Annotated in this window: 20 protein-coding genes; 3 read left to right on the forward strand and 17 right to left on the reverse strand. The window is 37.5% G+C overall.

The window, feature by feature from the left end:
- Window positions 1-34 precede the first annotated feature (34 nt).
- The gene (locus K319_RS0118510; RefSeq protein ID WP_027384963.1) at window positions 35-1231 is read left to right on the forward strand and encodes an oxygenase MpaB family protein; all 1197 of its coding nucleotides are present in this window, start codon (window positions 35-37) and stop codon (window positions 1229-1231) included.
- Window positions 1232-1323: 92 nt separating this feature from the next.
- Window positions 1324-2325, forward strand: coding sequence for a recombinase RecA (gene recA, locus K319_RS0118515; RefSeq protein WP_027384964.1), 1002 nt, complete (start codon window positions 1324-1326; stop codon window positions 2323-2325).
- A gap of 34 nt (window positions 2326-2359) precedes the next feature.
- Here recA and K319_RS0118520 read toward each other — a convergent pair whose 3' ends face one another.
- From K319_RS0118520 to K319_RS0118560, 8 genes are all read right to left on the reverse strand, one after another.
- Entirely contained in the window at window positions 2360-3037 is a 678-nt protein-coding gene (locus tag K319_RS0118520) for a porin family protein (protein WP_027384965.1), read from the reverse strand.
- Window positions 3038-3140: 103 nt separating this feature from the next.
- Window positions 3141-4013: a succinate--CoA ligase subunit alpha gene (gene sucD / locus K319_RS0118525; protein ID WP_027384966.1), complete on the reverse strand. Its 873-nt coding sequence runs from the start codon at window positions 4011-4013 to the stop codon at window positions 3141-3143.
- Between the two features lie 109 nt (window positions 4014-4122).
- Complete coding sequence (locus tag K319_RS0118530) at window positions 4123-5025, reverse strand: UDP-3-O-(3-hydroxymyristoyl)glucosamine N-acyltransferase (protein ID WP_027384967.1); 903 nt, start codon at window positions 5023-5025, stop codon at window positions 4123-4125.
- Window positions 5026-5223: 198 nt separating this feature from the next.
- Window positions 5224-5787, reverse strand: coding sequence for an elongation factor P (efp, locus tag K319_RS0118540; RefSeq protein WP_027384968.1), 564 nt, complete (start codon window positions 5785-5787; stop codon window positions 5224-5226).
- A 27-nt stretch (window positions 5788-5814) separates the two neighbouring features.
- The gene (gene lpxA / locus K319_RS0118545; RefSeq protein ID WP_027384969.1) at window positions 5815-6603 is read right to left on the reverse strand and encodes an acyl-ACP--UDP-N-acetylglucosamine O-acyltransferase; all 789 of its coding nucleotides are present in this window, start codon (window positions 6601-6603) and stop codon (window positions 5815-5817) included.
- 3 nt (window positions 6604-6606) lie between these two features.
- Window positions 6607-8001: a bifunctional UDP-3-O-[3-hydroxymyristoyl] N-acetylglucosamine deacetylase/3-hydroxyacyl-ACP dehydratase gene (locus K319_RS0118550; RefSeq protein ID WP_027384970.1), complete on the reverse strand. Its 1395-nt coding sequence runs from the start codon at window positions 7999-8001 to the stop codon at window positions 6607-6609.
- Window positions 8002-8046: 45 nt separating this feature from the next.
- Window positions 8047-9066, reverse strand: a complete 1020-nt coding sequence (gene lpxD / locus K319_RS0118555) for a UDP-3-O-(3-hydroxymyristoyl)glucosamine N-acyltransferase (protein WP_027384971.1) — start codon at window positions 9064-9066, stop codon at window positions 8047-8049.
- 73 nt (window positions 9067-9139) lie between these two features.
- On the reverse strand, window positions 9140-10354 hold the full coding sequence (locus K319_RS0118560; protein WP_027384972.1) for an HD domain-containing protein: 1215 nt from the start codon (window positions 10352-10354) through the stop codon (window positions 9140-9142).
- Between the two features lie 159 nt (window positions 10355-10513).
- On the opposite strand from K319_RS0118560, the gene K319_RS0118565 reads away from it, so the two are divergent.
- A complete protein-coding gene (locus tag K319_RS0118565) occupies window positions 10514-11146 on the forward strand; it encodes a CPBP family intramembrane glutamic endopeptidase (protein ID WP_027384973.1) in 633 nt (210 codons plus the stop codon).
- A 27-nt stretch (window positions 11147-11173) separates the two neighbouring features.
- Here the strand turns inward: K319_RS0118565 and K319_RS0118570 are convergent, their stop codons facing one another.
- The 9 genes from K319_RS0118570 to gltB form a co-directional block, all read right to left on the reverse strand.
- Entirely contained in the window at window positions 11174-11791 is a 618-nt protein-coding gene (locus K319_RS0118570) for a DUF2306 domain-containing protein (RefSeq protein WP_027384974.1), read from the reverse strand.
- A gap of 157 nt (window positions 11792-11948) precedes the next feature.
- Entirely contained in the window at window positions 11949-13061 is a 1113-nt protein-coding gene (locus K319_RS0118575) for a helix-turn-helix domain-containing protein (RefSeq protein ID WP_027384975.1), read from the reverse strand.
- Window positions 13062-13088: 27 nt separating this feature from the next.
- A complete protein-coding gene (locus K319_RS0118580; RefSeq protein WP_027384976.1) occupies window positions 13089-13937 on the reverse strand; it encodes a diacylglycerol/lipid kinase family protein in 849 nt (282 codons plus the stop codon).
- A gap of 162 nt (window positions 13938-14099) precedes the next feature.
- Window positions 14100-14549 (reverse strand): DUF6526 family protein, encoded by a 450-nt coding sequence (locus tag K319_RS0118585; protein ID WP_027384977.1) that lies wholly within the window; start codon window positions 14547-14549, stop codon window positions 14100-14102.
- Between the two features lies 1 nt (window position 14550).
- Window positions 14551-15339: an RsiV family protein gene (locus K319_RS0118590; protein WP_027384978.1), complete on the reverse strand. Its 789-nt coding sequence runs from the start codon at window positions 15337-15339 to the stop codon at window positions 14551-14553.
- A 97-nt stretch (window positions 15340-15436) separates the two neighbouring features.
- Window positions 15437-17371 carry a DNA topoisomerase (ATP-hydrolyzing) subunit B gene (gyrB, locus tag K319_RS0118595; RefSeq protein ID WP_027384979.1) on the reverse strand — a complete coding sequence of 645 codons (1935 nt, stop codon included), beginning with the start codon at window positions 17369-17371 and terminating at the stop codon, window positions 15437-15439.
- A 199-nt stretch (window positions 17372-17570) separates the two neighbouring features.
- Window positions 17571-18251, reverse strand: a complete 681-nt coding sequence (locus tag K319_RS0118600) for a hypothetical protein (RefSeq protein WP_027384980.1) — start codon at window positions 18249-18251, stop codon at window positions 17571-17573.
- Window positions 18252-18361: 110 nt separating this feature from the next.
- Window positions 18362-19789, reverse strand: coding sequence for a glutamate synthase subunit beta (locus K319_RS0118605; RefSeq protein WP_027384981.1), 1428 nt, complete (start codon window positions 19787-19789; stop codon window positions 18362-18364).
- Between the two features lie 80 nt (window positions 19790-19869).
- Window positions 19870-24399 (reverse strand): glutamate synthase large subunit, encoded by a 4530-nt coding sequence (gltB, locus tag K319_RS0118610; protein ID WP_051230797.1) that lies wholly within the window; start codon window positions 24397-24399, stop codon window positions 19870-19872.
- Window positions 24400-24631 lie beyond the last annotated feature (232 nt).

The following is a 24631-nucleotide window of genomic DNA, read 5'->3' on the forward strand; positions in this document are numbered from 1 at the left end:
GTTTTATGGAGCAATAATTGTAATTTTATGTGAGATGGAAAAAACAATTTTAAAGCCTCGATTTAAAGATGCATCTCATTTCAGAAATTTTTGGGAAACCGGGAATGGTAAAAGCCTGATAGAATTTTCCGGCGCCGAGGTAAGCTTCAGAGATTTTGACAAATTCTCTCATTACTATTATGATGTAGATGAGATCGGAGATCAGGTCGTGAAGGACATCTATTTTACCCGATCATTTCCTGAAGCTTCAAAACAAATTGAATCCTATATCAGAAATGGTATTTCTGAAAACGATAATATTTCTGAAAGTGTAAAGGTACTTTTCGGACAAACTCAATCAATTCCAGATTGGGTAGATTTTGATTTGATAAAATATGGTGCAGAACTTTGTATGCGTTGCAATGTGGACTCATTAATTTCATTAAGAGACTATTGTTTAATTGGCGGCTACGATTATGCCTATCTCAACAAACCGCTTATCGCTACAGAAGCTCTGAAAAAGGGCGCTGTAAAGCGTTTATCGGAAACCCTGGACTTTTGGGTGAATGTCACAAGAACCGACGCACTTTTAATTCATAAAAAAGGTTACGAATTTGCTATAAAAACCAGATTGATACATTCCTACGCAAGACTTTCCATAAAGAAGTATTATAAAGACTGGGACACGGAAAACTGGGGCGAACCCATCAATTCCTGGGATATGATGGCGACTTACATCGGTTTCAGTCTGGTATTTTTATACAGTTTGCACAAATTGGGAAATACATTTTCAGAAAAAGAGGAAAAAGGGCTGTTTCATCTTTGGAAATATGTCGGTTATCTTTTAGGAATTCCCGAATATCTTTTACCTGATGATAAAAAACAGGCCACAGAATATTTTTATCTTTGGACCTCCATACAACCGCCATCAGACAAAGATTCTATACTACTGGCTCATTCTTTATTAAATGAATCCCTTGAAAACCCTATCCTAAAATTCAGTTTCCAAAGAAGAAACCTTCGTTATCTGCACATCTGCTGCACATGGTTCTTGTTGGATGATGATGTGTGCGAAAGACTGGAAATCCCAAAAGTAAAATACAAGAACCTATTTCCAAAGTCAAAGCAACTGTTTAATAAAATCTATGAAAGCTTATTAAGTAGAGAAGCCCAAATAAAAAAGGGAAATATGGATCAAATGAAAGTACTGGAGGATTATCTAAACATAACAAAAAATTCAAATTTCCATTAAAATCAAATTGGTAAAACTAAAACCTCCGATTAAAATAATATTGGATTTTGATCTTAAAATTCCGTATTTTTGAGAATAATTTTTTTGAAATAATGAGTACGAACGACGATAAGAAAAAAGCACTCCAGCTAGTGCTTGAAAAACTAGATAAAACCTACGGAAAAGGGACTGTTATGACTTTGGGCGAGGATTCTATAGATTCTACAATTGAAGTAATCCCTTCCGGATCTCTAGGTATCGACCTTGCTTTGGGCGTAGGTGGATATCCAAGGGGAAGGATCATAGAGATCTACGGCCCTGAATCTTCTGGTAAAACCACATTAACTCTTCACGCTATTGCAGAAGCTCAAAAAGCAGGTGGGATCGCGGCCTTCATAGATGCAGAACATGCATTCGACCGAAACTACGCTGCAAAGTTAGGGATCGATCTGGAGAATCTGATCATCTCTCAGCCAGACAATGGAGAACAGGCTTTGGAAATTGCGGACAACCTGATCAGATCAGGAGCCATTGACATTGTTGTAATTGACTCTGTTGCAGCACTGACGCCAAAAGCAGAGATCGAAGGCGAAATGGGAGATTCCAAAATGGGACTTCATGCAAGACTAATGTCACAGGCTTTAAGAAAATTGACGGCTACTATCTCCAGAACAAAATGTACCGTGATCTTCATCAATCAATTACGTGAAAAAATTGGTGTGATGTTCGGAAACCCTGAAACTACAACAGGAGGAAACGCTCTTAAATTTTACGCTTCTGTAAGAATTGATATCAGGAAGGCAAGTGCTCCGATCAAAAATGGGGACGAAGCTGTCGGAAGCCGTGTAAAAGTAAAAATTGTTAAAAACAAAGTTGCACCACCTTTCAAACAAGCAGAATTCGACATTATGTACGGAGAAGGCGTTTCTAAAGTTGGAGAGATTTTAGATACTGCTGTAGACCTTGCTGTGGTCAAGAAAAGCGGATCTTGGTTCAGTTATGAAGACACTAAATTAGGACAAGGTCGCGATGCCGTAAAAGAGGTATTGAGAGACAACCCGGAATTGGCAGAAGAAATTGAAGGTAAGATCAAAGAACTGATCAAACAAAAATAAGAGAAAAGGCTGTGAACAATTTCACAGCCTTTTTTTATTTGAAGAAATAACTCACTCCAAGGCTTATAACCTGCTCTGATTTTTTCTTTTGCGCATCTGGATCCAATGTCCAAGACTCTACCAGATTGGGATATGTATTGGATAGTCCTATATCATACTTCAAAGCAATTTCCAACTGGCGCCTATAGCTATATCCTACGCCTGCTCCTAATCCAAAGTTAAAGGAATTGGCCTTTCCATTGATATTAGGATATTGTGGATTCACAACATTTGGGTCATAATAATCCCTTCCTGTAGGGAGATTTTTTACTTTTTGATTGATTAAAAAATTGAATCTTGGACCAATCAATCCAAAAAATTCCGATTCTGCCTCTGAGAAATAAGCTTTAAAGTTAAGAGGAACACTTAGATAGTTATTGGCGTACACAGCATCATAACCAGATCTGCCTTTAGCTTCTTTGGTCTTTCCTGTTTCTCCCGCCCCATAATATAAGATCTCACCTTGTATATAAAACTGTTCCGTAATACCAACCGGTACTTGTGCCACAACACCTCCTAAAACAGAGAATCTGGGTCCGGAAGGATTGTGTGCATTTCTTACTCTGGAATAAGTTCCTCCTGCCACAAGGCCAAATTCAGTAGACCTGAAATCAATCTGCGCCTGAGAGAACAATGAGATCAATAGTAATGACCCGAAAAGGATTTTTTTCATATTAGTGTTTTATAAATTTTTATGCTCCAAATTTAAATAAAAAAAATGAGAAGCCCAGATAGAGCTCCTCAAATATATTTAAGTACTTAAAATCTTAGTCCTATTATGCTAAAACCGTCGCAACAGTTTTCCCAATCTCAGCAGGAGAATCTACAACATGAATCCCGTTTTCTTTCATAATAGCCATTTTTGCCTGAGCAGTGTCATCAGCTCCGCCAACGATAGCTCCGGCATGTCCCATTGTTCTACCTTTTGGCGCTGTTTGTCCTGCGATGAAACCTACAACTGGCTTGGTTGAGCCACTGGCTTTGTACCATCTTGCAGCTTCAGCTTCCAAAGATCCACCGATCTCACCGATCATTACTACAGCTTCAGTTTCAGGATCGTTTATGAACAGCTCCAAAGCTTCCTTAGTCGTAGTTCCAATAATTGGATCTCCACCAATTCCGATAGCCGTAGAAACCCCGAAACCAGCTTTTACAACCTGATCAGCAGCTTCATAAGTCAAAGTTCCGGATTTTGAAACGATACCGACTTTTCCTTTTTTGAAAACGAAACCTGGCATGATTCCGATCTTAGCCTCATCAGAAGTGATAATACCAGGACAGTTTGGTCCGATCAGACGGACATCTCTGTCTTGGATATAATCCTTAACTTTTACCATATCAGCAACAGGGATACCTTCTGTGATACATACAATAACTTTGATACCCGCTTCAGCAGCTTCCATCACGGCGTCTGCAGCAAATGCAGGTGGAACGAAAATAATACTCACATTAGCTCCTGCTTTTTCTACAGCTTCAGAAACTGAGTTGAAAACCGGCTTACCAAGATGCTCTGTCCCTCCTTTTCCTGGAGTCACGCCTCCAACTACGTTGGTTCCGTAATCGATCATCTGACCTGCATGGAAAGTACCTTCGTTACCTGTAAATCCTTGTACGATAACTTTAGAATCTTTGTTTACTAATACTGACATTTTATATTATAATTTATTGATTTTATAAACATTTGTTATTCGCAAAAATAACGATAATAATCCAAAAATTTCTTGGAATTAAAGATTTTTTGAAGATTTAAAATATGATTTACTTCAGATTTTTGACTTTTACCTCTTTTCTTAGATAATCCCTGAATTCTTCCGCAATTGGGCCAAAATAAGTTCCTTTTTTCAAGTTTCTATTCACACCTACTTGTGCTAAAAGAACAGTTCCGGATTCGATTGTAAGACCAGAAGCTATCCCCACTTGTCCCCACATCGTCACCTCATCTTCGATGATGCAGCAGCCTGCAATTCCGGTTTGCGAAGCGATCAGACATTTTTTTCCAATGACTGTATCGTGGCCAATCTGTATCTGATTATCGAGAATACTTCCTTCCCCAATTCTGGTAGAATCTGTCACACCTCTGTCAATCGTACAACTATTCCCTATTTCCACATTATTTTCAATGACAACGTTTCCTACAGAAATCAATCTGTCAAAATTCCCATTTAGTTTCCTGTAATAGAATGCATCTCCTCCAATCACTGTATTAGATTGAATAACAACATTATCTCCGATGATTGTTCTGTCTCCGATAACAACATTAGGAAAAATGTGGCAGTTTTTTCCAATCCTCACATCATTTCCAATAACAGCCGATGGATGAATGGAAGTTCCATCGCCTACTTCCAGATCGTGAAGTTCTTCCTTAAAATTTGAAATTCTTGTGAAATGGGTATTGATCTTATTAAAATCCCTGAATGGATCATCGGAAACCAAAAGAGCCTTTCCTTCCGGGCATTCTACTTCTTTGTCAATTAAAATGATCGTAGCTGCGGAATTAAGTGCTTTATCATAATATTTTGGATGGTTGACGAAAACAATTTCTCCCGGCTTTATCATATGAATTTCATTAGTTCCAAGAACCGGAAAATTCTCGTCTCCGATATATTTTGCACCAATGATATCTGCAATGGCTTTGAGTGTTTGAGGTTGATTGAAAGTCATAACTAGATGTTATAATTTAAAAATTTGATTTTAAACTGCCATTCGTTATTTTGAAATGACGAATTGCACGCAGCCCGACCTGAGTGGAGCTCTTTTTCTTTTTTGGAAAAAAGAAAAAAGCGGGAACGGAGGGCGGAAATAGCTGCCATAAAAAAATGAAAGCTGGAAAACTTAATGCTTCCAGCTTCCTGCTATAATTTATTTCACTCTTTCCAAGTAAGAGCCGTCTTCTGTACTGATCTTGATCTTGTCACCTGGTTCGATGAATAAAGGAACCATTACTCTTGCACCTGTTTCCACGATTGCATTTTTCAGAGCGTTGGTCGCTGTGTTTCCTTTCACACCTGGATCTGCCTCTATAACTTCCAGGTAAACAGATTGTGGAAGTTCTGCAGAAAGTGGTGTTTCATCCGCTTCTTTCAAAATGATGGTCACTTCTTCCCCGGCTTTCATCAGGTTAGAATTCTCGATCATTTCCTTGTTAAGATAAAGTTGAGAGAAATCCTCGTTATTCATGAAGTGGAAACCGTTCTCGTCATCATAGAGATATTGGAATTTTCTGGTGATCACCTTTACTTCGTCAATTTTATGACCTGCGGAGAACGTATTGTCCAATACCTTTCCGTTGGTTACAGATTTCAGTTTTGTTCTTACGAATGCAGGACCTTTTCCTGGTTTTACGTGTAGAAATTCGATTACTTTGAAAATATCATTGCTGAATTCTATGCAAAGTCCTTTTCTTATATCGTTGCTTGTTGCCATTAGTTATATATAAACTTATATTATTTTTTATTCTTTGTTGGACCCGTATCCTTTTACGATACCTCTTGGGGAATTCTGTATAAAGGTAATGATCTCATCCCTTTCTACAGTAGGAAGCATTTCTTTCTCTATGTATTCTATTGCCTGGGTGGTGTTCATTTTCATCTGGAAAATGGCCCTGTATATCTTTTGGATCTCGAAGATCTTATCATTGGTAAAGCCTCTTCTCCTTAATCCTACGGAATTGATACCGGCATAAGAAATTGGCTCTCTGGCTACCTTCACATAAGGCGGAATATCCTTTCTGATCAATGACCCTCCGGAAACCATAACGTGCTTTCCTATTTTTCCGAATTGCTGAACAGCAGAAAGACCTCCCATCACTACAAAATCACCAATTTCCACGTGACCTGCGATCCCACATCCATTTGCAATAATTACATTATCACCAACGATGCAGTCATGTGCGATGTGAGAAGTTGCCATAATTAAACAGTTATTCCCAACTTTTGTATAACCAAGCGCCTTGGTCCCTCTATTGATAGTAACACATTCTCTGAGTGTAGTTCCATCACCAATGATGACCTGTGTATCTTCTCCATCAAATTTAAGATCTTGAGGTACCGCCCCGATCACTGTTCCGGGGAAAATTTTACAATTCTTACCAATCCTCACGTTTTCCATTATGGTTACATTAGGACCAATCCAAGTATCTGCACCTACTACGACATTTGCACCGATAGTTGTAAATGGTTCGATTGTTACATTTTTGCCAATTTTGGCGCGCGGATCTACTGCTGTAAGCTGGTGAATCATAAATTAAATTTTAGTTTTTGCTACTTGAGCCATCAGTTCTGCCTCTACAACGACACTGTCTCCGACATAACCGTAACCTTGCATATGTACAATTCCTCTTCTGATAGGTTCTATCAACTCGATTTTGAAAATCACCTGATCTCCCGGAACTACTTTTTTCTTGAATTTCACATTATCCATCTTCACAAAATAAGTAGAATAATTTTCAGGGTCCGGAACATTGGCCAATACCAGGATCCCTCCAACCTGAGCCATGGCCTCTATCTGTAAAACCCCTGGCATAACCGGTTCTTTTGGAAAGTGCCCTACGAAGAAAGGTTCATTCATAGAAACATTTTTAAGTCCTACCACATGAGTATCTGATAATTCCAAAATCTTATCTACCAACAAAAATGGAGGTCTGTGTGGCAATAATCTCATGATCCCGTTGATATCGAAAACAGGCTCAGCTTTCAAATCAAAATCTGGAACGTTTTTTCTTTTTTGCAATTTGTATTGTCTGTTTAGTTTTTTTGCAAACTGAGTATTTACAAAGTGTCCCGGTTTGTTAGCAATAACTCTTCCTTTGATCCTAACTCCAACCAAGGCCAGATCGCCAATGACATCAAGGAGCTTATGACGAGCAGCTTCGTTAGTATAATTAAGAGTAAGGTTATCTAAAATTCCGTTTGGACGAATAGAAACTTCGTCTTTACCGAAAGCAACTTTAAGTTTTTCCAAAGTTTCTGGCGTCAATTCTTTATCAACATAAACAATGGCATTACTAATGTCTCCACCTTTGATAAGGTTGGCATCCAAAAGTTGCTCTAATTCGTGTAAAAAGCTGAATGTCCTTGCAGAGGCTATCTCGTCCTTGAATTCTGATAGATTTTTCATGCTGGCATTCTGGGTTCCCAATACTTTGGTCCCAAAATCTACCATTGTTGTAATCTCGTAATCGTCAGCAGGAATTACCGTCAATTCTGAACCTGTAGAAGGGTCGATGTAATTCATCACTTCTTTGATGACAAGATATTCTCTAGGAAGTTCCTGCTCCTGGACACCTACTTTTTCTATTGCTTCTACAAAAAACTTGGAAGAGCCATCCAAAATCGGTGGTTCGGCACTGTTCATCTCAAGAATAGCATTATCAACATCCATCCCTACCAAAGCAGCCAAAAGGTGCTCACAAGTGTGGATTTTGACACCCAACTTTTCAAGCGTGGTTCCTCTTTCTGTAGTGGTTACATAATTGACATCAGCCTCTACCTGAGGGTGACCTTCGAGATCTGTTCTTACAAATACAAATCCGGTGTTTTCTTTTGCCGGTCTGATTTTCAAATTGACCTCTTTTCCTGTGTGAAGACCTATTCCAGATAACTGGATCTCTTCTTTGATTGTTTTTTGTTTATCGCTCATTGTATTAGTTTTGAGGTGGAAGAATGACTTCTTTGCCTGATACCTTTACTCTGATTTTTTATTTTCTAAATCGTTTATTCTCTTAACTATCTCCGTAAAATTACGGAAATGGACATAGTTCCTTCTATAATCACTATAATTGATCGCAGGTGAACCATAAAGCGTTTCCCCATCTTTTGCAGAAGAATTAACACCACTCTGAGCCTGGATCTTCACTCGATTCCCAATTTTGATATGACCAACAATACCTACCTGTCCGCCGATCTGATTCCAGTCCCCGATAACCGTTGAACCGGCAATTCCTGCCTGAGATGCAATCACATTGTTCTTTCCGATCTTTACATTATGTGCAATCTGAATCAAATTATCGATCTTAGTTCCCTTACCGATAATCGTAGAACCTATTGTAGCTCTATCAATACTGCAGTTGGAACCAATCTCTACATCATCTTCGATAATGACATTCCCTAATTGAGGAATTTTCTTGAAACCTTCAGCAGTGGGCTGGAAGCCGAATCCATCACCTCCAACAACCGTGTTGGAGTGGATTACACAATTATCACCGACAATACAATGATCATATATTCTTGCGCCACTGTCAATTTTGCAATTTTTTCCGATCTTCACACCTTTTCCTATGTAAACGTGTGGAAAGATCTGTGTTCCGTCGCCAACAGTTGCTTTCTCAGAAACATAAGTGAATGCGCCTATATAAACATCCTCGCCTACTTTTGCAGTCTCGTGGAAAAATGAACCAGCTTCTATTCCTGTTCTTTTGCCCTGCATCTCCTGATAAAGATTCATCAAAACCTGAAAGGAAAGATAAGCATCTTCCACAACAATGATCACAGGTTTGTAATCTCTGTCCTCGATAAGGTTTTCAGAAACTATCAAAACCGCACATTCCGTCGTATCGATATGATTGGAAAAACGGCTCTGGCCAACGAAAGAAAGATGTCCCCGTTCCCCATTTTCTATTGGTGAAACTCCTGTGATAACAGTCTTTCCATCGCCAATGATCCTTCCGTTTATTAATCCTGCAATTTGTTCTGCGCTAAATTCCATAGTTTGCAAAGATAAATATTTTATTAATTATCTTTTAATTTTTTATAACGAATCAAGGTTACTTTTACCTTACTTATAATATTTCCCGGGGAAAATAAATGATATATTTCTTTGTTGCATTCTCCATACATCCAAATAATATCTGATTTTCAGATTCTTCGAGTTTTATCGTTTTTCCGGTTTTATCCATCAAATAGATTGGCTGCTTCTCTGTATCATAAGGCAAAAGCGAACGTGAGATCTGTCCCACCAATTCTTCTCCGTTTTCTATATTGAAATATTGGTTGACCTTTTCTACCTTTTGTTTCAAAAAATCTTCGGAAAATGGTTTTGATGAAATAATACTTTTAGGAAACTCTCTGTAAATAACTGTTCTGCAAAGTTTTGACAAAATAAAATCTTCATTATCAGTCCAGACTTTTATCGCTTGAAAAACATCCATATCATCCAGCATTGTAAACTTTCTGATATCTTCTTCTGTAGCTTCATCAAATTTATTTTTAACCAAAAAATATTTCAAGTTTGAAGGTGCTTCCAAATCAACATTCTCTGAAACCAGATATTTTGCCCTGTTAAGGATCTGAACCAAAATATGTTCTCCCAAAGCCGCAGTCTTATGATAATAAACCTGCCAATACATAAACATTCTGGCCGTAAGGTAATTTTCTATTGAATAAATTCCTTTTGCATCGATGACGAGTTTCTCATCACTCACATTCATCATAGAAATGATTCTCTCAACATTCACGCTTCCTTCGGAAACACCTGTATAAAAGCTGTCACGTTTCAGATAATCCATTCTGTCAACATCCAATTGAGATGAAATCAACTGATTGAAAAATGGCCTGTGATATTTCCCCTGGAACATTTCGATGGCCAAATCCAGTTTCCCTTTGAATTCCTTGTTCAAACGGTTCATCAAGAGGATTGAAATTTTCTCATGATGCCAATCGTCCATTAGCATGTTTTCTAAAGCGTGCGAAAACGGGCCGTGCCCAATATCGTGAAGAAGAATTGCCAGCATCGCCGCTTTTTCTTCTTCTTTAGAAACTTTTACACCTTTTAGCTTTAAAGTTTCCAAGGCTTTGAACATCAGGTTCATCGCACCAAGAGCGTGATGAAATCTTGTATGTTTTGCGCCGGGAAAAATAAGGGATAGAAGTCCGGTTTGGGATATCCTTCTGAGTCTTTGGAAATAAGGGTGTTCTATAATATCGAACAAAATCTCGTGGGGAATTTTGATAAAACCGTGAACCGGGTCGTTGATAATCTTGAGTTTATTCTGCACCTTTTATAGTTGATGATTGATACAAAAATAGGGAAATTTAAATGGAAAATTTAGTTTTAAATAACGAACAAAATTAATATTAATAATAATTCAAACCATTTGAGTTATTATTATATTTGAAGATAAAAAAAACTATATATCACATATTCAACCAATTAAATGAACCCAAAATCAACATTTGTTATCATCTCGCCATTTCTTATTATAATCGTCAATATTATTACTGCAATTATTTTTGGAAATCTTATCGGAAAATGGGCTTTTATTCCTCTGATCCTGATTGAATGGATTTTATTTCTTTTCTTTATTATAAAATACGGGGGCGCCTCTTCTATTAGGAATTGGTTAAAAAAATCCGGAAAAAACTGGGGATGGAATGTTTTTGCAATTATTATTGCCCTTACTCCATTACCAATTTTTCTAAAACATTATCAGTTATTAGATAATTGGTCGGTCTGGCTTCCGTGGATTTTACTGGCATTGATCAATCCTTGGCTCGAGGAATTTTATTGGAGAGGCCTTTTAAGCGATTTTACAAAAAAATGGAATTCTGCTTTATCAATTCTATTCACTAGTATTGTTTTTTCTGCGAATCATGCTGTATTTGGAATTAATTCTAATTTGTTTAAAGGTTATGAGGTTGTGATTTCGACCTTTGTAATGGGGATCATTTGGGCAATAACCTATAAGAAAACAAACAGCCTAAGATGGGTTATTCTTTCACACTTTCTTGTTGATTTTCTAAGTCTTTCTGCACCCTCATTTTTAGATCTATTCAAACCTGGAATGTAAAAGTTATCCAATGCTAAACCAAAATCCTTACAGTTCCTCAATTTTATTTTGGATAGATCCATTAATAAAATAGGCAACAATCAAATTAGTGACCCAACATAACCAGGCAACTATAAGATAAGAGAGATCTGGATCTCCTGATAATGATTTCAATGCAGGAAACCATAGCCTCAGCGTTACAGCGGCAAATGTGCATGCATAACTATAGACCATCAGCTGCTGATGTTTCATTATATTGTTTTTTTTGATCTCTAAAAAAGAACTTACGGTCGTACCAAACCAAATAATACCCAGACCGACAAACCCTGAAGCAGAAATCCATCCTCCATTAGCGAAAAGACCAATATAAATACCGCTGAGAGAACTTATAACGACGGAAAAAATATAAACAATTCCGATATTCCTGTGAATTTTCGGATATCTTTTTCGAAAACCTGGCCCAAACTGCCGCCATCCGACCAAAAGCGATAATCCACCAAAAATAATATGCGCAAAAAACGAAACTTTCCATAGCATGCTCTGGAGAATTTCCGGAGCTTTGGAACCGATAAAAGTATTTTTATGATCTACAAAAACATAAATCAAAGGGTATAATCCGATGAAAATTGCGAAAATACAAATAAGAACGAATAAGAATTTCTTCATTACAAAAGATTTGTTGTTAGAATTAAATCACTTTATCTACTAAACAAAGTTTCGGCAAAAATGAAGAATATGAGACCGCCAATCGTCCCAAAATGAAAGTTGGAACTAATTTTTGAAGATGTTTTTTGGAGGTATTGGTTAATTTTTCAGGTTCAGATTACTCCAAGCTTATATTTTGACTTTTTAGAAATTCTCTCGGAGAACAATCCATATATTTTTTAAAATTCCTGTTAAAGGAAGTTTTAGAATTAAATCCGCTTTCAAAGGCTAAAGAAAGAATTGTATATTTTTGATTTTCCGGCAATAATGCAATTCTTTTAAACTCTTCGATCCTCTGCCGATTGATGTAATCATAAAAGTTTTTATTTTCCATCTGATTGATCGTTTGAGAAAGCAGATTGGGATGGACATCCAGGATAATTGCCAAATTATTCAATGTCAGTTCAGGATCTTTGAAGACTTTGTCGTTATCTATTTTACTTAACAACTTCTGATAAACATTTTTTATAGACTCATCGCTGGCATTGGATTTCTGATATTTGACGATTACAGGATCAGACATAGGCTCCCGGTTGGTTTCATTTTCGACATTAGCGACAGTAATATCTTTTGAATTTAAAATTCCAACCTTGCTGATGCCAAAATAGGATGCCAACAAAATAAAAACAACAACCATGGTAAAGATGGCAATATCATTTTTCAATAGAACGGCAACCCAGATCAAAGAAATCCCTATAATGAGATAGTTCAACCAATTTAAATTGATTTTATCCGTGTTCGAATATCTCTGAGCTATCTCTTTTTTATATTTTTTAACCGAAATAAAACTTGCAAGGACATAAAAGATCCCAGAGATAATGATGAGAATACCAATATCCCTTCTTAAATATTTATATGAAGAGCCACCATTCTCATAGACGATTTTTTTTTCTTCAGACGTTAAGCAAAAAAAAGGAATCAGGATAATATAGATCAGGATCGGAGGTAAAAAATGCAGGATCCATGTATAGCCTTTTTTACTCTGCCCGGTCAGATCCCGAACATAGAGATACAGCATAGGCCCATGAAGCAGCGGAAGCGGGATTTCCAAACCAAGAAAAAAAGGAAACCTTACATACTCTCCGGAAAAAATCAATAAAAAATAAATTGTATTGATTCCTATTATCCAAAACCATAAAGCGAGAATATAATCGGCAGAAGTTTTCTGCTTTTTTCCTAAAATAAGGAAAGAAGAAAAACATGCAATAAAAATCCCTGCCAAGTAAAACATTAAAAACTAATTAAAATAATAATTGAGCTAAACCAAAATCCTCAAACTTTTCGGAAGAACCTTGATTTTGACCGGCGATTTGATTTTCTTGAATTCCCCATCGATGTGCCAGGTTTTTGTATTCACTTTGAAATCGATCTCCGAAACCGGGAGATAAGTCACATAATCGTCATCTTTCAAACGTTTGGTGAACATCCGGAAAGCAAAAAACGGAGAATAGGTCAAGGGAAATTTCTTAACTAGAACCAGATCCACCAAACCATCACTTTTACTCGCCATCGGTGCAATGTAAGCATTGTTTCCGAATTGGCGTGTATTTGCGATGTTCAGCATCAGATATTTGCCGTTGTATTGTTTATAATTCTCTTCCAGGAATTTGATCTTGATCGGCTTGTATTTGAAAAAGGTCTGAATGGAAACTTTGATATAATTCTTGAAGCCCCGGTCGGTTTTTTCAAATTCTTTCACAACCTTTCCATCAAACCCGGTTCCGGAAACATTGATGGAAAAATGTTCGTTTACCATAAAAGTATCGATTGTACGAAATTTTTCAGCCTCTATTTTTGCTAAAAGCCGAGAAATATTTTTATTGAAATTAGTTTCATTGGAAAAACCATTACCAGAACCAGCAGGAAAAACTGCAAGAATCTTCTTCGTATTAATAAGCTTCTGAGCCACAACAGAAATAGTCCCGTCACCGCCAACCGCCACAAAAACATCAACATCATCCCAATGTCTTCTAATGAAATCGTCTGTATCTTCCAAAGATCTGGAAACGATATAAAGCGGATTTTCAACTTTTTTAGAAAGACTTTCCAAAAAAGGCTGATAGTTTTTTTTCGCCGAATACGGATTGATGATGAAAGCAAATTTCATTTTCCAAAAGTAAAAATACTCTGAGGATTCCAGAGTATTTTTTTATTATTTATGGATTAATTTTTTATCGAAATGCTTCGAGAGCCTCAGCCCGACAACAAACCATTCACTAACAATTATTCGAGTTGTCATCCTGAGACTCTCGAAAGATTTTTTATAGTCTTAAATTCTTCTGTTATCAGCTTTCCAGTTTTTGATATTCTGTTTGATCTGGGAAGAAGACCAATCATTTTCGATGGTTTTATTTATCAAATCCAATAAATCTTGATCATCAGAAAACCTCAATGCAAAAATCTGAGAATCTGAGAAATGATAGGTTTGATCTTCCAGTCTATTTCCTGATAAAGCGAAATATCGAAATTTGAATTCATTAATGATAATTCTATCCTGCAGTCCAAGCGCATAATGTTGACGAAGCATGAATGATAACACGATCATCAAAATAATAACCGCAGAAATAGCCGTCCAAACCCAAACTAAATTTTCATTGACATTAATAAAAGTAAAGATTTCAAAAACTGAAAACACCAGCAGAATCAACGAAACCGGATAGAAAATAAAATGATGTAAAGGATAATATTTCCTGTAATTTTTCAAGTTTTGTCCGCTCATTTTATTTGATGTTAAATTGACTTACAAACTCAGGTTTCAACTGGTCTTTGATGTCTTTGAAATTTAAAGTGATGTAAACAACACCCGCCGCATAAGCCGTAATCTCGTATTGGTTGTAAACAAATGTGATTTTATCTTTGTCAAAATAGAAATTGTTATTTAGTTCGATTTTATCTACCAAAAGCATTTCTTTTTGCTCAGGTTCATCAAAATGATCTTGAAGAATTTTGTTCCAATTGGCACCAGCCGGATCTTTGAAAATATCGGCTTGAGAAATCACTTTGTTATTTTTCAGATCGAAAACTTTATAATTTTCAAAATAATAGCCGTGCGCGCCACCAGAATATCCACTTCCGGAATATTGCAAAGTCAAGACATCATTTTGATGAGATATCAATTTCATTCCCGAAACCTCATCCCAAGTCTGTTTGAATTCCGGTAAATAATCATTCGAATCATCTTTTTTCAACGATTCTTTTTTCAATTTCTCAAGAACATCCGTCAAAGCTTTCCTGGAATAATCTGCGGAGGTGATATTTGCAGGTTTGTAGATACTATCCAAAATCGTTTTGTTCGTAATATTTGGGAATACCAGAACTTGCTTTTCGAAAGACAAGGTCAAAGTTTTCGCGACCTGTAAAGAATCCTGAACTCTGATAGAATCCACAGTGAATTCATTTTTTGTAACGAGACTGTCAGATTTGGGAGATTCGGAAACATTTTTGTTTTCTGTTTTGTTGCAAGAGAAAAGCAGAACTCCAAAAGATAAAATTGCGATCAGGTTTTTCATAATGATATTAATTTTGCGTGAAGGAAAATTAAAAATAATTTCTGATTGAGTAACAAAAAACCTTCCAAAATTGGAAGGTTTGATCTATTAATCTGATTTAAGCATCAATTCTTGCGTAAACCGCATTTTTCTCAATGAATTCTCTTCTCGGCGGAACTTCATCACCCATCAGCATAGAGAATGTAGAATCTGCCTCTACCGCGTTGTCAATGGTTACTTGTTTCAGGATCCTGCCATCCGGATTCAGCGTTGTTTCCCAAAGCTGCTCAGGATTCATCTCTCCAAGACCTTTGTAACGTTGTACCTCTACTCCCTTTCCGTCCGGAGACATTTCAAGAGTGAATTGTTCACGCTCCTTCTCGTTGTATGCATAAGTTTTTTTGTTTCCTTTTTTCAATAGATATAAAGGCGGCTGAGCGATATAAATATATCCGTTCTCAATCAATTCCTTCATATATCTGAAGAAGAAAGTCAGAATCAAAGTTGAGATGTGAGAACCATCAATATCGGCATCGGTCATAATCACAATTTTGTGGTAACGAAGTTTTGCCATATTCAACGCTTTGGAATCCTCTTCTGTTCCTACAGAAACGCCAAGCGCCGTATAGATATTCTTGATCTCCTCGTTATCATAAACTTTATGGACCATAGATTTCTCAACATTCAGGATCTTACCTCTCAAAGGCAAAATTGCCTGAAAATGACGGTCACGACCTTGTTTAGCCGTTCCACCTGCGGAATCTCCCTCTACAAGGAACAATTCTGATTCAGCCGGGTCTTTTGAAGAACAATCCGACAATTTTCCTGGCAGACCAGAACCTCCCATCGGAGATTTTCTCTGAACCATTTCTCTTGCCTTCTTCGCTGCTTGCCTTGCCTTCGCTGCCAAAACAACTTTCTGAACAATGATCTTGGCTTCAGCAGGATTTTCCTCGAGGAAGTTCGTCAGCATTTCGCCCACGATTTTATCAACCGCACCAGAAACTTCTGAGTTGCCTAATTTCGTTTTGGTCTGACCTTCGAACTGAGGTTCCATTACTTTTACAGAAATCACAGCTGTTAAACCTTCACGGAAATCGTCTCCAGTAACTTCAACCTTTTCCTTTGCAGGAAGTCCTAGTTCATCGGCATATTTCTTAAGCGTTCTTGTTAAAGCCCTTCTGAAACCTGCTAAGTGTGTTCCTCCTTCGTGAGTATTAATATTATTAACATAAGAGTGGAGATTCTCGTTGAAAGACGTGTTATAACGCATCGCCACCTCAACCGGAATATCGTCACGCTCGCCTTCCATAAAGATCACATTCTCCATAATAGACTCACGGTTTCCGTCGATATACTCAACGAATTCTTTCAAACCACCTTCCGAATGGAAAACTTCCGTTCTGAAAGTTCCGTCTTCCAGTTTTTCTCTTTCGTCTGTTAAAGTAATCGTAATTCCTTTATTAAGGTATGCCAACTCTCTAAGCCGATTTGCCAAAGTATCGTAGTTGTAAACCAATTCAGTAAAAATGGAATCATCCGGTTGGAAAAACTGTTTTGTTCCTCTTTTGTCACTGTGTCCGATCTCTTCAACACCTGTTTGTGCCTTCCCTCTGGAATAAACCTGCTGATAGATATTCCCATCTCTGTAAACGGTAGTAATCATCTCGTTGGAAAGTGCGTTAACACAGGAAACCCCAACGCCGTGAAGACCTCCGGAAACTTTGTAAGAATCTTTATCGAACTTACCTCCAGCTCCGATTTTGGTCATTACAACCTCCAGCGCAGATTTCTGTTCCTTCTCGTGAAAATCTACAGGAATACCACGACCGTTATCCATAACTTCTACGGCATTACCTTCCTTTATCGCGACAGTGATCGTATCACAATATCCTGCCAAAGCCTCATCGATAGAGTTATCCACTACTTCATAAACCAAATGGTGGAGACCTCTGACCCCTACATCACCAATGTACATCGAAGGACGCATACGAACGTGCTCCATTCCTTCCAATGCCTGAATACTACTTGCTGTATATTGTTTTTGACTCATATTGTAAAAGATTCAAGATATAAAACTCAAATTTTCAAATAGTTAGCTTGAGAATTTTTCTTGTTATTTTTCTGTTAATTATTTTATTAAAGCTTACAAATATCGTTAAAAAAATCGAGATATGAAAGCCTTAAAATCAGTCAAAAAAGATAAGTTTTTAACAGGGATGTTTGGGGATTTTGAATAAAAAAATCGAGCATTATAGTTTGTTTGTTTTTTCTTTAATCATAGTATAAACCCAACCTTGGTCATCATACAATTCCAAATCATCGGCCGAATTAATTTTATAATATTCTCCGCCAGTAGAACCTTTAATAACATAAAGAGTATCCGCACCCTTAAATTTCAATTGCAATTTCTTTTTATCAACACCTAAATCCTTGAAATATTTAAACAAATAAAAAAAACCATCTTCTCTTTTAATTGATATTATCACACCCAAACCGTCATCAATCCAATATTTTCTATCTGAAAAACCATCAGATTTAATATAAGTTATATTATCATTAGATAATCCATAAATAGTCACTTTCAGATTGGGATTAAAATGACTGGTAGCATAAGCACCATTATCTTGAGTCATACCAACAATCAAATAATCAATAAAAACTTTTTCATATGCAGCACCATTGTACCTTTTATAAATTATGTAGGCAAGGTTTTGTAATTCTATCTCATTTATTCGTTCAGAAAGCCTAACATCAAGGCTAAGATTAATTCTAGGAACATCTTTATATTTTCGTACAGAAGATACATAGGAAGGTAAAACCTCTTCTTTTGGTATTATTTTTATTACTAAATACGAAACCAGACCTATAAAAAACAAAATAGCTAAAACCTTATAATCTAAAAAATCCTTATATGAATATTTATTTTCCATAAATAAAATTTATTACAAAATTATTCTAGTTAAAGATAAAGTATTACGGTTTTTCATAAAAAAAACCAAACTAGAAAAGCCCGATTCAAAATTTAATATTTATAAAATTTTTAACTTTTCAAAAACTCATCTACTTTTTTTGCACAATCCCTTCCCTCTGCAATTGCCCAAACCACAAGGCTTTGTCCTTTTCTGGCATCCCCGCAAGAGAAATATTTGGTTTTATTGGTTTGGAATTCTTTATTATTTCCAATCAGGTTTCCTTTTGGGTCAAGATTGATATCCAAAGCTTCCACCAAACCTTTCTGCTCTACATGCGTATAGCCTAAAGCGATGAAAGCATAATCACATTCGATGACAAACTCTGAGTTTGGTTTTTCTGTATAGAGATTCCATTTTCCGTCGGCATCTTTTGTCCATTCTGCTTCTACAAGACGAACGCCCGTAAGATTTCCGTTTTCATCTTTCACAAATTCTTTTGAGTTGACAGACCATCTTCTTTCGCAACCTTCCTCGTGAGACGATGTAACCTGTAAAGTCATCGGCATTGTTGGCCAGGGCATTGTTTCGTCGCGTTTTGTAGGTTGCATCGGTTTATAATAGATCTGATAGACAATCTCCGCACCTTGACGATTCGAAGTTCCGATACAATCCGAACCCGTATCACCGCCGCCAATTACAACAACTTTTTTCCCTTTGACATTAAGCTCTTCTTCATAAAATTTAATTCCGCTGACCTTTTTATTATTCTGAACCAGAAAATCCATTGCGTAATGAACACCTTTCGCATCACGATTCGGAAGCATCAAATCCCGAGGAACCGTACTTCCCAAAGCCAGAACAACCGCATCAAAATTCCGGTTCAATTCCTCGACGGAATAATTAACACCAACATTGACATTAGTTTTAAATTCGACTCCTTCCTGCTCCATCCATTGAACACGACGCTCAACAATATTTTTATCTAATTTAAAATCAGGAATCCCAAATCTCAACAACCCTCCAATTTCAGAATCTCTTTCAAAAACCGTAACCTGATGACCAGCCTGATTCAATTGATAAGCCGAGGCCAGCCCAGCAGGACCGGAACCAATAACCGCTACTTTCTTATCTGTTCTGAACTGAGGGACTTTTGGCTTTGCAAATCCTTGCTCAAAGGCAATTTCGATGATATTTTTTTCAATTTCCTCTATCGCAACCGGAAGATTATTAATCCCTAAAACACACGCTCCTTCACAAGGCGCTGGGCAAATCCGTCCTGTAAACTCAGGGAAATTATTTGTTGAAGTTAAAATATGATAAGCCTTTTCCCATTGCTTTTTATAAACCGCATCATTGAATTCCGGAATGACATTTCCCAACGGACAACCGCTCTGGCAAAACGGAACACCGCAATCCATACATCTTGCGGACTGCTCTTTCAGAAGCTTTTCAGTAGCCGGTTCATAAAATTCTTTATAATTCTTAAGCCTTTCCGAAACCGGAAATTTCGCAGGCAAATTTCTCTCATATATCAAAAAACCATCTGTCTTTCCCATTATTTTTTGTTTTTTGTCCATAGGTTTCCACCTACGGCTATTCAAATTAAACCCTACGGGTTTGTTGGATTAAACTACTTTTATTGATTCACAATTTGTCCTTCTATTACCTTTTTATATTCACGAGGATAAACTTTTACAAAGTGTTTCAGATTGTTTTCAAAATCACTCAAAAGATATTCCGCCAAATAACTTCCCGTGATTTCAAAATGCTCTTTGATTAAATCTAAAACCAGCTCGGTATCTTTCTCCGTCAAGTTTTCCAAGTCCGCCATATCAGGATTGAAATTCTTCTCCAAATCTTTTCCGACATCCCAGATATAAGCAATTCCACCACTCATTCCGGCTCCGAAGTTCCGACCAACTTCGCCTAGAATCACAACCGTTCCTCCTGTCATATATTCGCAACCGTGGTCACCGATTCCTTCAACAACTGCAATCGCTCCGGAATTACGGACACAGAACCTTTCGCCTGCCATTCCATTAATAAAAACCTTTCCGGAAGTTGCTCCATAAAGCGCAACATTTCCGATAATGCTATTTTCATTAGCTTTAATCACCGCTTCTTCATCCGGAAAAACAGCAAGTTTCGCTCCCGACAAACCTTTACCGAAATAATCATTCGCATCTCCTTCCAGAATCATTGTGATTCCTCTATTACAAAAGGCACCAAAACTCTGCCCAGCCGTTCCTTTGAAATTGAATTTCAACGAATCTTCCTGCATTCCTTGTGAATGATAGATTTTCGTCAGTTCGTGAGAAAGAATCGTTCCGACCGTTCTGTCCGTATTTTTAATTAAGAAAGAAGTTTCCACTTTCCCGTTATTTTGCAAAGCTGATTTTGAAGCTTCCAGCATTTTCCACGACAGGGATTCATCCAAACCATTATGCTGTTCTTCGGCTTTTATAATAGGCAAATCCGTTTCCATCTTATAAAGAAGCCCACTCAAATCAATATTCTGATGTTTCCAGAATTTGATTTCTTTTTTCTTTTCAAGACACTGGGATTGACCAACCATTTCATCAATCGTTCTAAAACCAAGACTCGCCATTATCTCACGGACTTCCATCGCCAAAAAGGTAAAATAGCTTACCAAATGTTCCGGTTTTCCTGTGAATTTTTTTCTTAATTCTTCATTTTGAGTGGCAATTCCGACCGGACAGGTATTGAGATGACACTTTCTCATCAGGATGCAGCCTTCCACAATCAGAGCAGAAGTTGCAATTCCCCATTCTTCAGCTCCCAGCAATGTTGCTATTACCAAGTCACGACCGGTTTTCATTTGTCCGTCTACCTGAACAGTAACCCTTTGTCTTAATTTATTTTTGATTAAGGTCTGATGCGTTTCCGCTAATCCCAATTCCCACGGCAGACCTGTATGACGAACTGAACTCAAAGGCGAGGCTCCTGTTCCACCATCGTAACCGGAAATCAGAATATGGTCAGCTTTTGCCTTCGCCACACCAGAAGCAATTGTCCCAACACCGGCTTTTGAAACAAGTTTAACAGAAATCCTTGAGTGTCGATTGGCATTTTTCAAGTCAAAAATCAACTGCGCCAAATCTTCTATGGAATAAATATCATGATGCGGAGGCGGAGAAATCAAACCAACTCCCGGCGTAGAATGTCGTGTTTTCCCAATCCAGGAATCTACTTTCTCCCCAGACAATTGTCCACCTTCACCCGGTTTTGCCCCTTGGGCCATTTTGATTTGAAGCTCTTCTGCTTCCGCCAGATATCTCGCTGTTACTCCAAATCTACCCGAAGCAACCTGCTTAATAGAAGAACGCAAGCTATCGCCATTTTCATCAATAATATACCTGTTTTCATCTTCGCCACCTTCGCCTGTATTACTTTTAGCACCTATCCTATTCATCGCAATTGCCAAAGTTGTATGCGCTTCCCAGGAAATCGAACCAAAAGACATTGCTCCGGTCGCAAAACGTTTCAAAATATTTTCAATCGATTCCACTTCTGATAAAGGAATTGATTGACGGTCATTTTTAAACTCCAGCAAACCTCTTAATAATGAAGCATTTTCTGTTTGACGATTGACAGCCCGGGAATACTTTTTGAACGTTTCGTAATTATCATTCCAAGTTGCCTGTTGCAAAAGATGAATGGATTGAGGATTGAATTGATGATATTCGCTGTCTTTTCTCCACTGGTAGATTCCGCCTGAATCCAGAATTCCAAACGCCGAATCTTTTTCGAAAGCCTGATAATGTTTCGCTAAAGCTTCTTTCGCAATTTCATCAAAACCAATTCCGTTGATTCTGGAAATCGCTCCCGTAAAACAAGTATTGACCAAAGGTTTATTAAGACCTATGATTTCGAAAATCTGCGCACCGTGATAAGACTGTAAGGTAGAAATTCCCATTTTCGAAAAAATCTTCAACAATCCATCACCAACTGCTTTTTTATAATTGTATTTAAGCTGTTCCAAATCTGCATCCTGCTTGAACTCGCCATCATAAAACATCTGCCTGATGCTTGCCAAAGCCAGATAAGGATTAATTGCGGTTGCTCCAAAACCAAGCAGACTTGCGAAATGATGAACTTCCCAAACATCGCCAGCCTCAATCACCAAACCAACTCTTCGCCGAACACCTTTTCTTATCAAATGATGATGAACAGCCGAACAGGCCAGCAAAGACGGAATTGATGCATGCTGAGAATCCAAAGACCTGTCGGAAAGGATAATCACCTCAAAACCATCTTCCACAGCATCCATCGCATAACGGCAAATCCTGTCCAAAGCTTTTTTCAGGCTTCCTTCTTTTTCATCCGCTTTGAAATAGGTATAAATGGTTTTCGACTGGAATTTCCCCGTATCAACACTTCTGAGTTTCTCTAATTGCTCATTATTAAGAATCGGATGTTCGAGTTTTATAGAATGGGCAAAGTTTTTATCATCCTCCAGAAGATTCCCATTTCCACCGATAATCGTTGTTAATGACATTACCAGTTTTTCACGAATCGGGTCGATTGGCGGATTCGTAACCTGCGCAAACAATTGCTTGAAATAAGAACTGAAATGCTGCGGCTTCTCACTCAAAACAGCCAATGGCGCATCAAATCCCATTGAGCCAATCGGTTCTTTGCCGTGAACCGCCATTTCTTTGATAACTTTATCCAGATCTTCCCTGGAATAGCCAAAAGCTTTCTGATATTTGAAAATATCATCGGATTGAAGTTTGTTGAATCTGATTTTCGGAACAGGCAATTCTTCCAGATTGATATTCATTTTATCCAGCCAATCACGATAAGGCTGTGATGTACAAATCTCTTTTTTCAGTTCGTCATCACTTACAATGATGCCTTTTTTCATATCAACCAAGAACATTTTACCTGGCTGAAGACGGCCTCTTTTGATAACATTTTTCGGATTAACAGGCAAAGCTCCCGATTCCGAAGCCATAATCACCAAATCATCCGATGTCACGCAATATCTCGAAGGGCGAAGTCCGTTCCTGTCCAAAGTCGCCCCAATCATTTCGCCATCCGTGAAAGAAATAGAAGCCGGACCATCCCAGGGCTCCATCATACAAGCGTGAAATTCATAAAAATCTTTCTTGTAGTCTTCCATTTGTTTGTTTCCGTCCCAAGCTTCTGGAATCAGCATCATCATCGTATGAGGCAACGAGCGACCGGAATGATAAAGCAATTCCACCATATTATCCAGATAGGAAGAATCGGATTGATTCGGTTTTGTCAAGGGCAAAATCATATCCATTTCCTGAGGTGTGAAATTCGGGTTTGAAAAGGTTTTCTCGGAAGATTTCAGCCAGTTGAGATTTCCACCGATTGTATTGATTTCCCCATTATGGGCCAGAAAACGAAATGGCTGCGCCAAACTCCAGGTGGGAGATGTATTGGTCGCAAAACGGGAATGGATCATCCCAAACGCGGAACGTGTTTTAGGATTCGTCAAGTCTTTGAAATAGTTACGAATCTGCACAGAACGCAATTGTCCTTTGTAAATCAATTTCTTACAAGAAAACGAAGCCACATAAAAACCAATCGGGTCATTGCTAGTCACGCTTGTAATCTGATGGGAAATATAATTGCGGAACACAAACAGTTTTCGTTCAAAATCTTTATCAGTTTCCACATCGAAAGGACGTTCCACAAAAAGCATTTCCATCACCGGCTCTACACTTTTCGCAAGGTCTCCCAAATCTATATTATTTACAGGAACCGGCCGGTAACCCAAAATCTTAAGCCCGAGTTTATCCGCAGATTGCTCAATAATCTCTTTGCACTCTTCGCGAATAAAATTATTTTGAGGAAAAAATAACATCCCCACACCATAGAAACCAGGCTCCGGCAAATCAAAACCGAAATTGAGAGCCTCATCATACAAAAGCTCGTGCGGAATCTGAATCTGCAAACCTGCACCGTCTCCAGTGTTGCTTTCATAACCGGTTGCTCCGCGATGTTCCATATTTTCGAGCATAGTGATGGCATCACTGACAATTTTAAAACTCTTGATACCTTTTATATTGGCCACAAAACCGACTCCGCAGGAGTCGAATTCTGTCTCTGGCAAATAAAGTCCTTGATTTTCGGAAATGGATTTTTGGGAAGTTTTCCTTGCTCTTTTCATCTACATCAATTTTGAATATTAACAAATTTAATAAAAAGACAAGCAAAAATGATTTTAAATTACCAAATCAGCAATTATAAAAACCATAAACAATATTTAAAACAAATAAAACATATTTTATTTGCCGATAATTCACATTAATTTAATATTGAATAATTATTCGTTAAAATTAAATTAATATTAAAAATAGTTAAAATGTTTATAATCAAATAATTAATTAAAATTAACATTT

Origin of the sequence: Epilithonimonas caeni DSM 17710, assembly GCF_000426465.1 — a bacterium.
GTDB lineage: Bacteria > Bacteroidota > Bacteroidia > Flavobacteriales > Weeksellaceae > Epilithonimonas > Epilithonimonas caeni.

What these genes read in the sequence shown, in the direction of transcription:
- K319_RS0118520 (WP_027384965.1), bottom strand. Translation starts at nt 3,037, where the DNA reads ATGAAAAAAATCCTTTTCGGGTCATTACTATTGATCTCATTGTTCTCT.
- K319_RS0118550 (WP_027384970.1), bottom strand. Translation starts at nt 8,001, where the DNA reads ATGAGCGATAAACAAAAAACAATCAAAGAAGAGATCCAGTTATCTGGA.
- K319_RS0118585 (WP_027384977.1), bottom strand. Translation starts at nt 14,549, where the DNA reads ATGAGCGGACAAAACTTGAAAAATTACAGGAAATATTATCCTTTACAT.
- K319_RS0118565 (WP_027384973.1), top strand. Translation starts at nt 10,514, where the DNA reads ATGAACCCAAAATCAACATTTGTTATCATCTCGCCATTTCTTATTATA.
- K319_RS0118570 (WP_027384974.1), bottom strand. Translation starts at nt 11,791, where the DNA reads ATGAAGAAATTCTTATTCGTTCTTATTTGTATTTTCGCAATTTTCATC.
- recA (WP_027384964.1), top strand. Translation starts at nt 1,324, where the DNA reads ATGAGTACGAACGACGATAAGAAAAAAGCACTCCAGCTAGTGCTTGAA.
- lpxD (WP_027384971.1), bottom strand. Translation starts at nt 9,066, where the DNA reads ATGGAATTTAGCGCAGAACAAATTGCAGGATTAATAAACGGAAGGATC.
- K319_RS0118510 (WP_027384963.1), top strand. Translation starts at nt 35, where the DNA reads ATGGAAAAAACAATTTTAAAGCCTCGATTTAAAGATGCATCTCATTTC.
- gyrB (WP_027384979.1), bottom strand. Translation starts at nt 17,371, where the DNA reads ATGAGTCAAAAACAATATACAGCAAGTAGTATTCAGGCATTGGAAGGA.
- K319_RS0118575 (WP_027384975.1), bottom strand. Translation starts at nt 13,061, where the DNA reads ATGTTTTACTTGGCAGGGATTTTTATTGCATGTTTTTCTTCTTTCCTT.
- efp (WP_027384968.1), bottom strand. Translation starts at nt 5,787, where the DNA reads ATGGCAACAAGCAACGATATAAGAAAAGGACTTTGCATAGAATTCAGC.
- K319_RS0118590 (WP_027384978.1), bottom strand. Translation starts at nt 15,339, where the DNA reads ATGAAAAACCTGATCGCAATTTTATCTTTTGGAGTTCTGCTTTTCTCT.
- sucD (WP_027384966.1), bottom strand. Translation starts at nt 4,013, where the DNA reads ATGTCAGTATTAGTAAACAAAGATTCTAAAGTTATCGTACAAGGATTT.
- K319_RS0118530 (WP_027384967.1), bottom strand. Translation starts at nt 5,025, where the DNA reads ATGACTTTCAATCAACCTCAAACACTCAAAGCCATTGCAGATATCATT.
- gltB (WP_051230797.1), bottom strand. Translation starts at nt 24,399, where the DNA reads ATGAAAAGAGCAAGGAAAACTTCCCAAAAATCCATTTCCGAAAATCAA.
- lpxA (WP_027384969.1), bottom strand. Translation starts at nt 6,603, where the DNA reads ATGATTCACCAGCTTACAGCAGTAGATCCGCGCGCCAAAATTGGCAAA.
- K319_RS0118600 (WP_027384980.1), bottom strand. Translation starts at nt 18,251, where the DNA reads ATGGAAAATAAATATTCATATAAGGATTTTTTAGATTATAAGGTTTTA.
- K319_RS0118605 (WP_027384981.1), bottom strand. Translation starts at nt 19,789, where the DNA reads ATGGGAAAGACAGATGGTTTTTTGATATATGAGAGAAATTTGCCTGCG.
- K319_RS0118580 (WP_027384976.1), bottom strand. Translation starts at nt 13,937, where the DNA reads ATGAAATTTGCTTTCATCATCAATCCGTATTCGGCGAAAAAAAACTAT.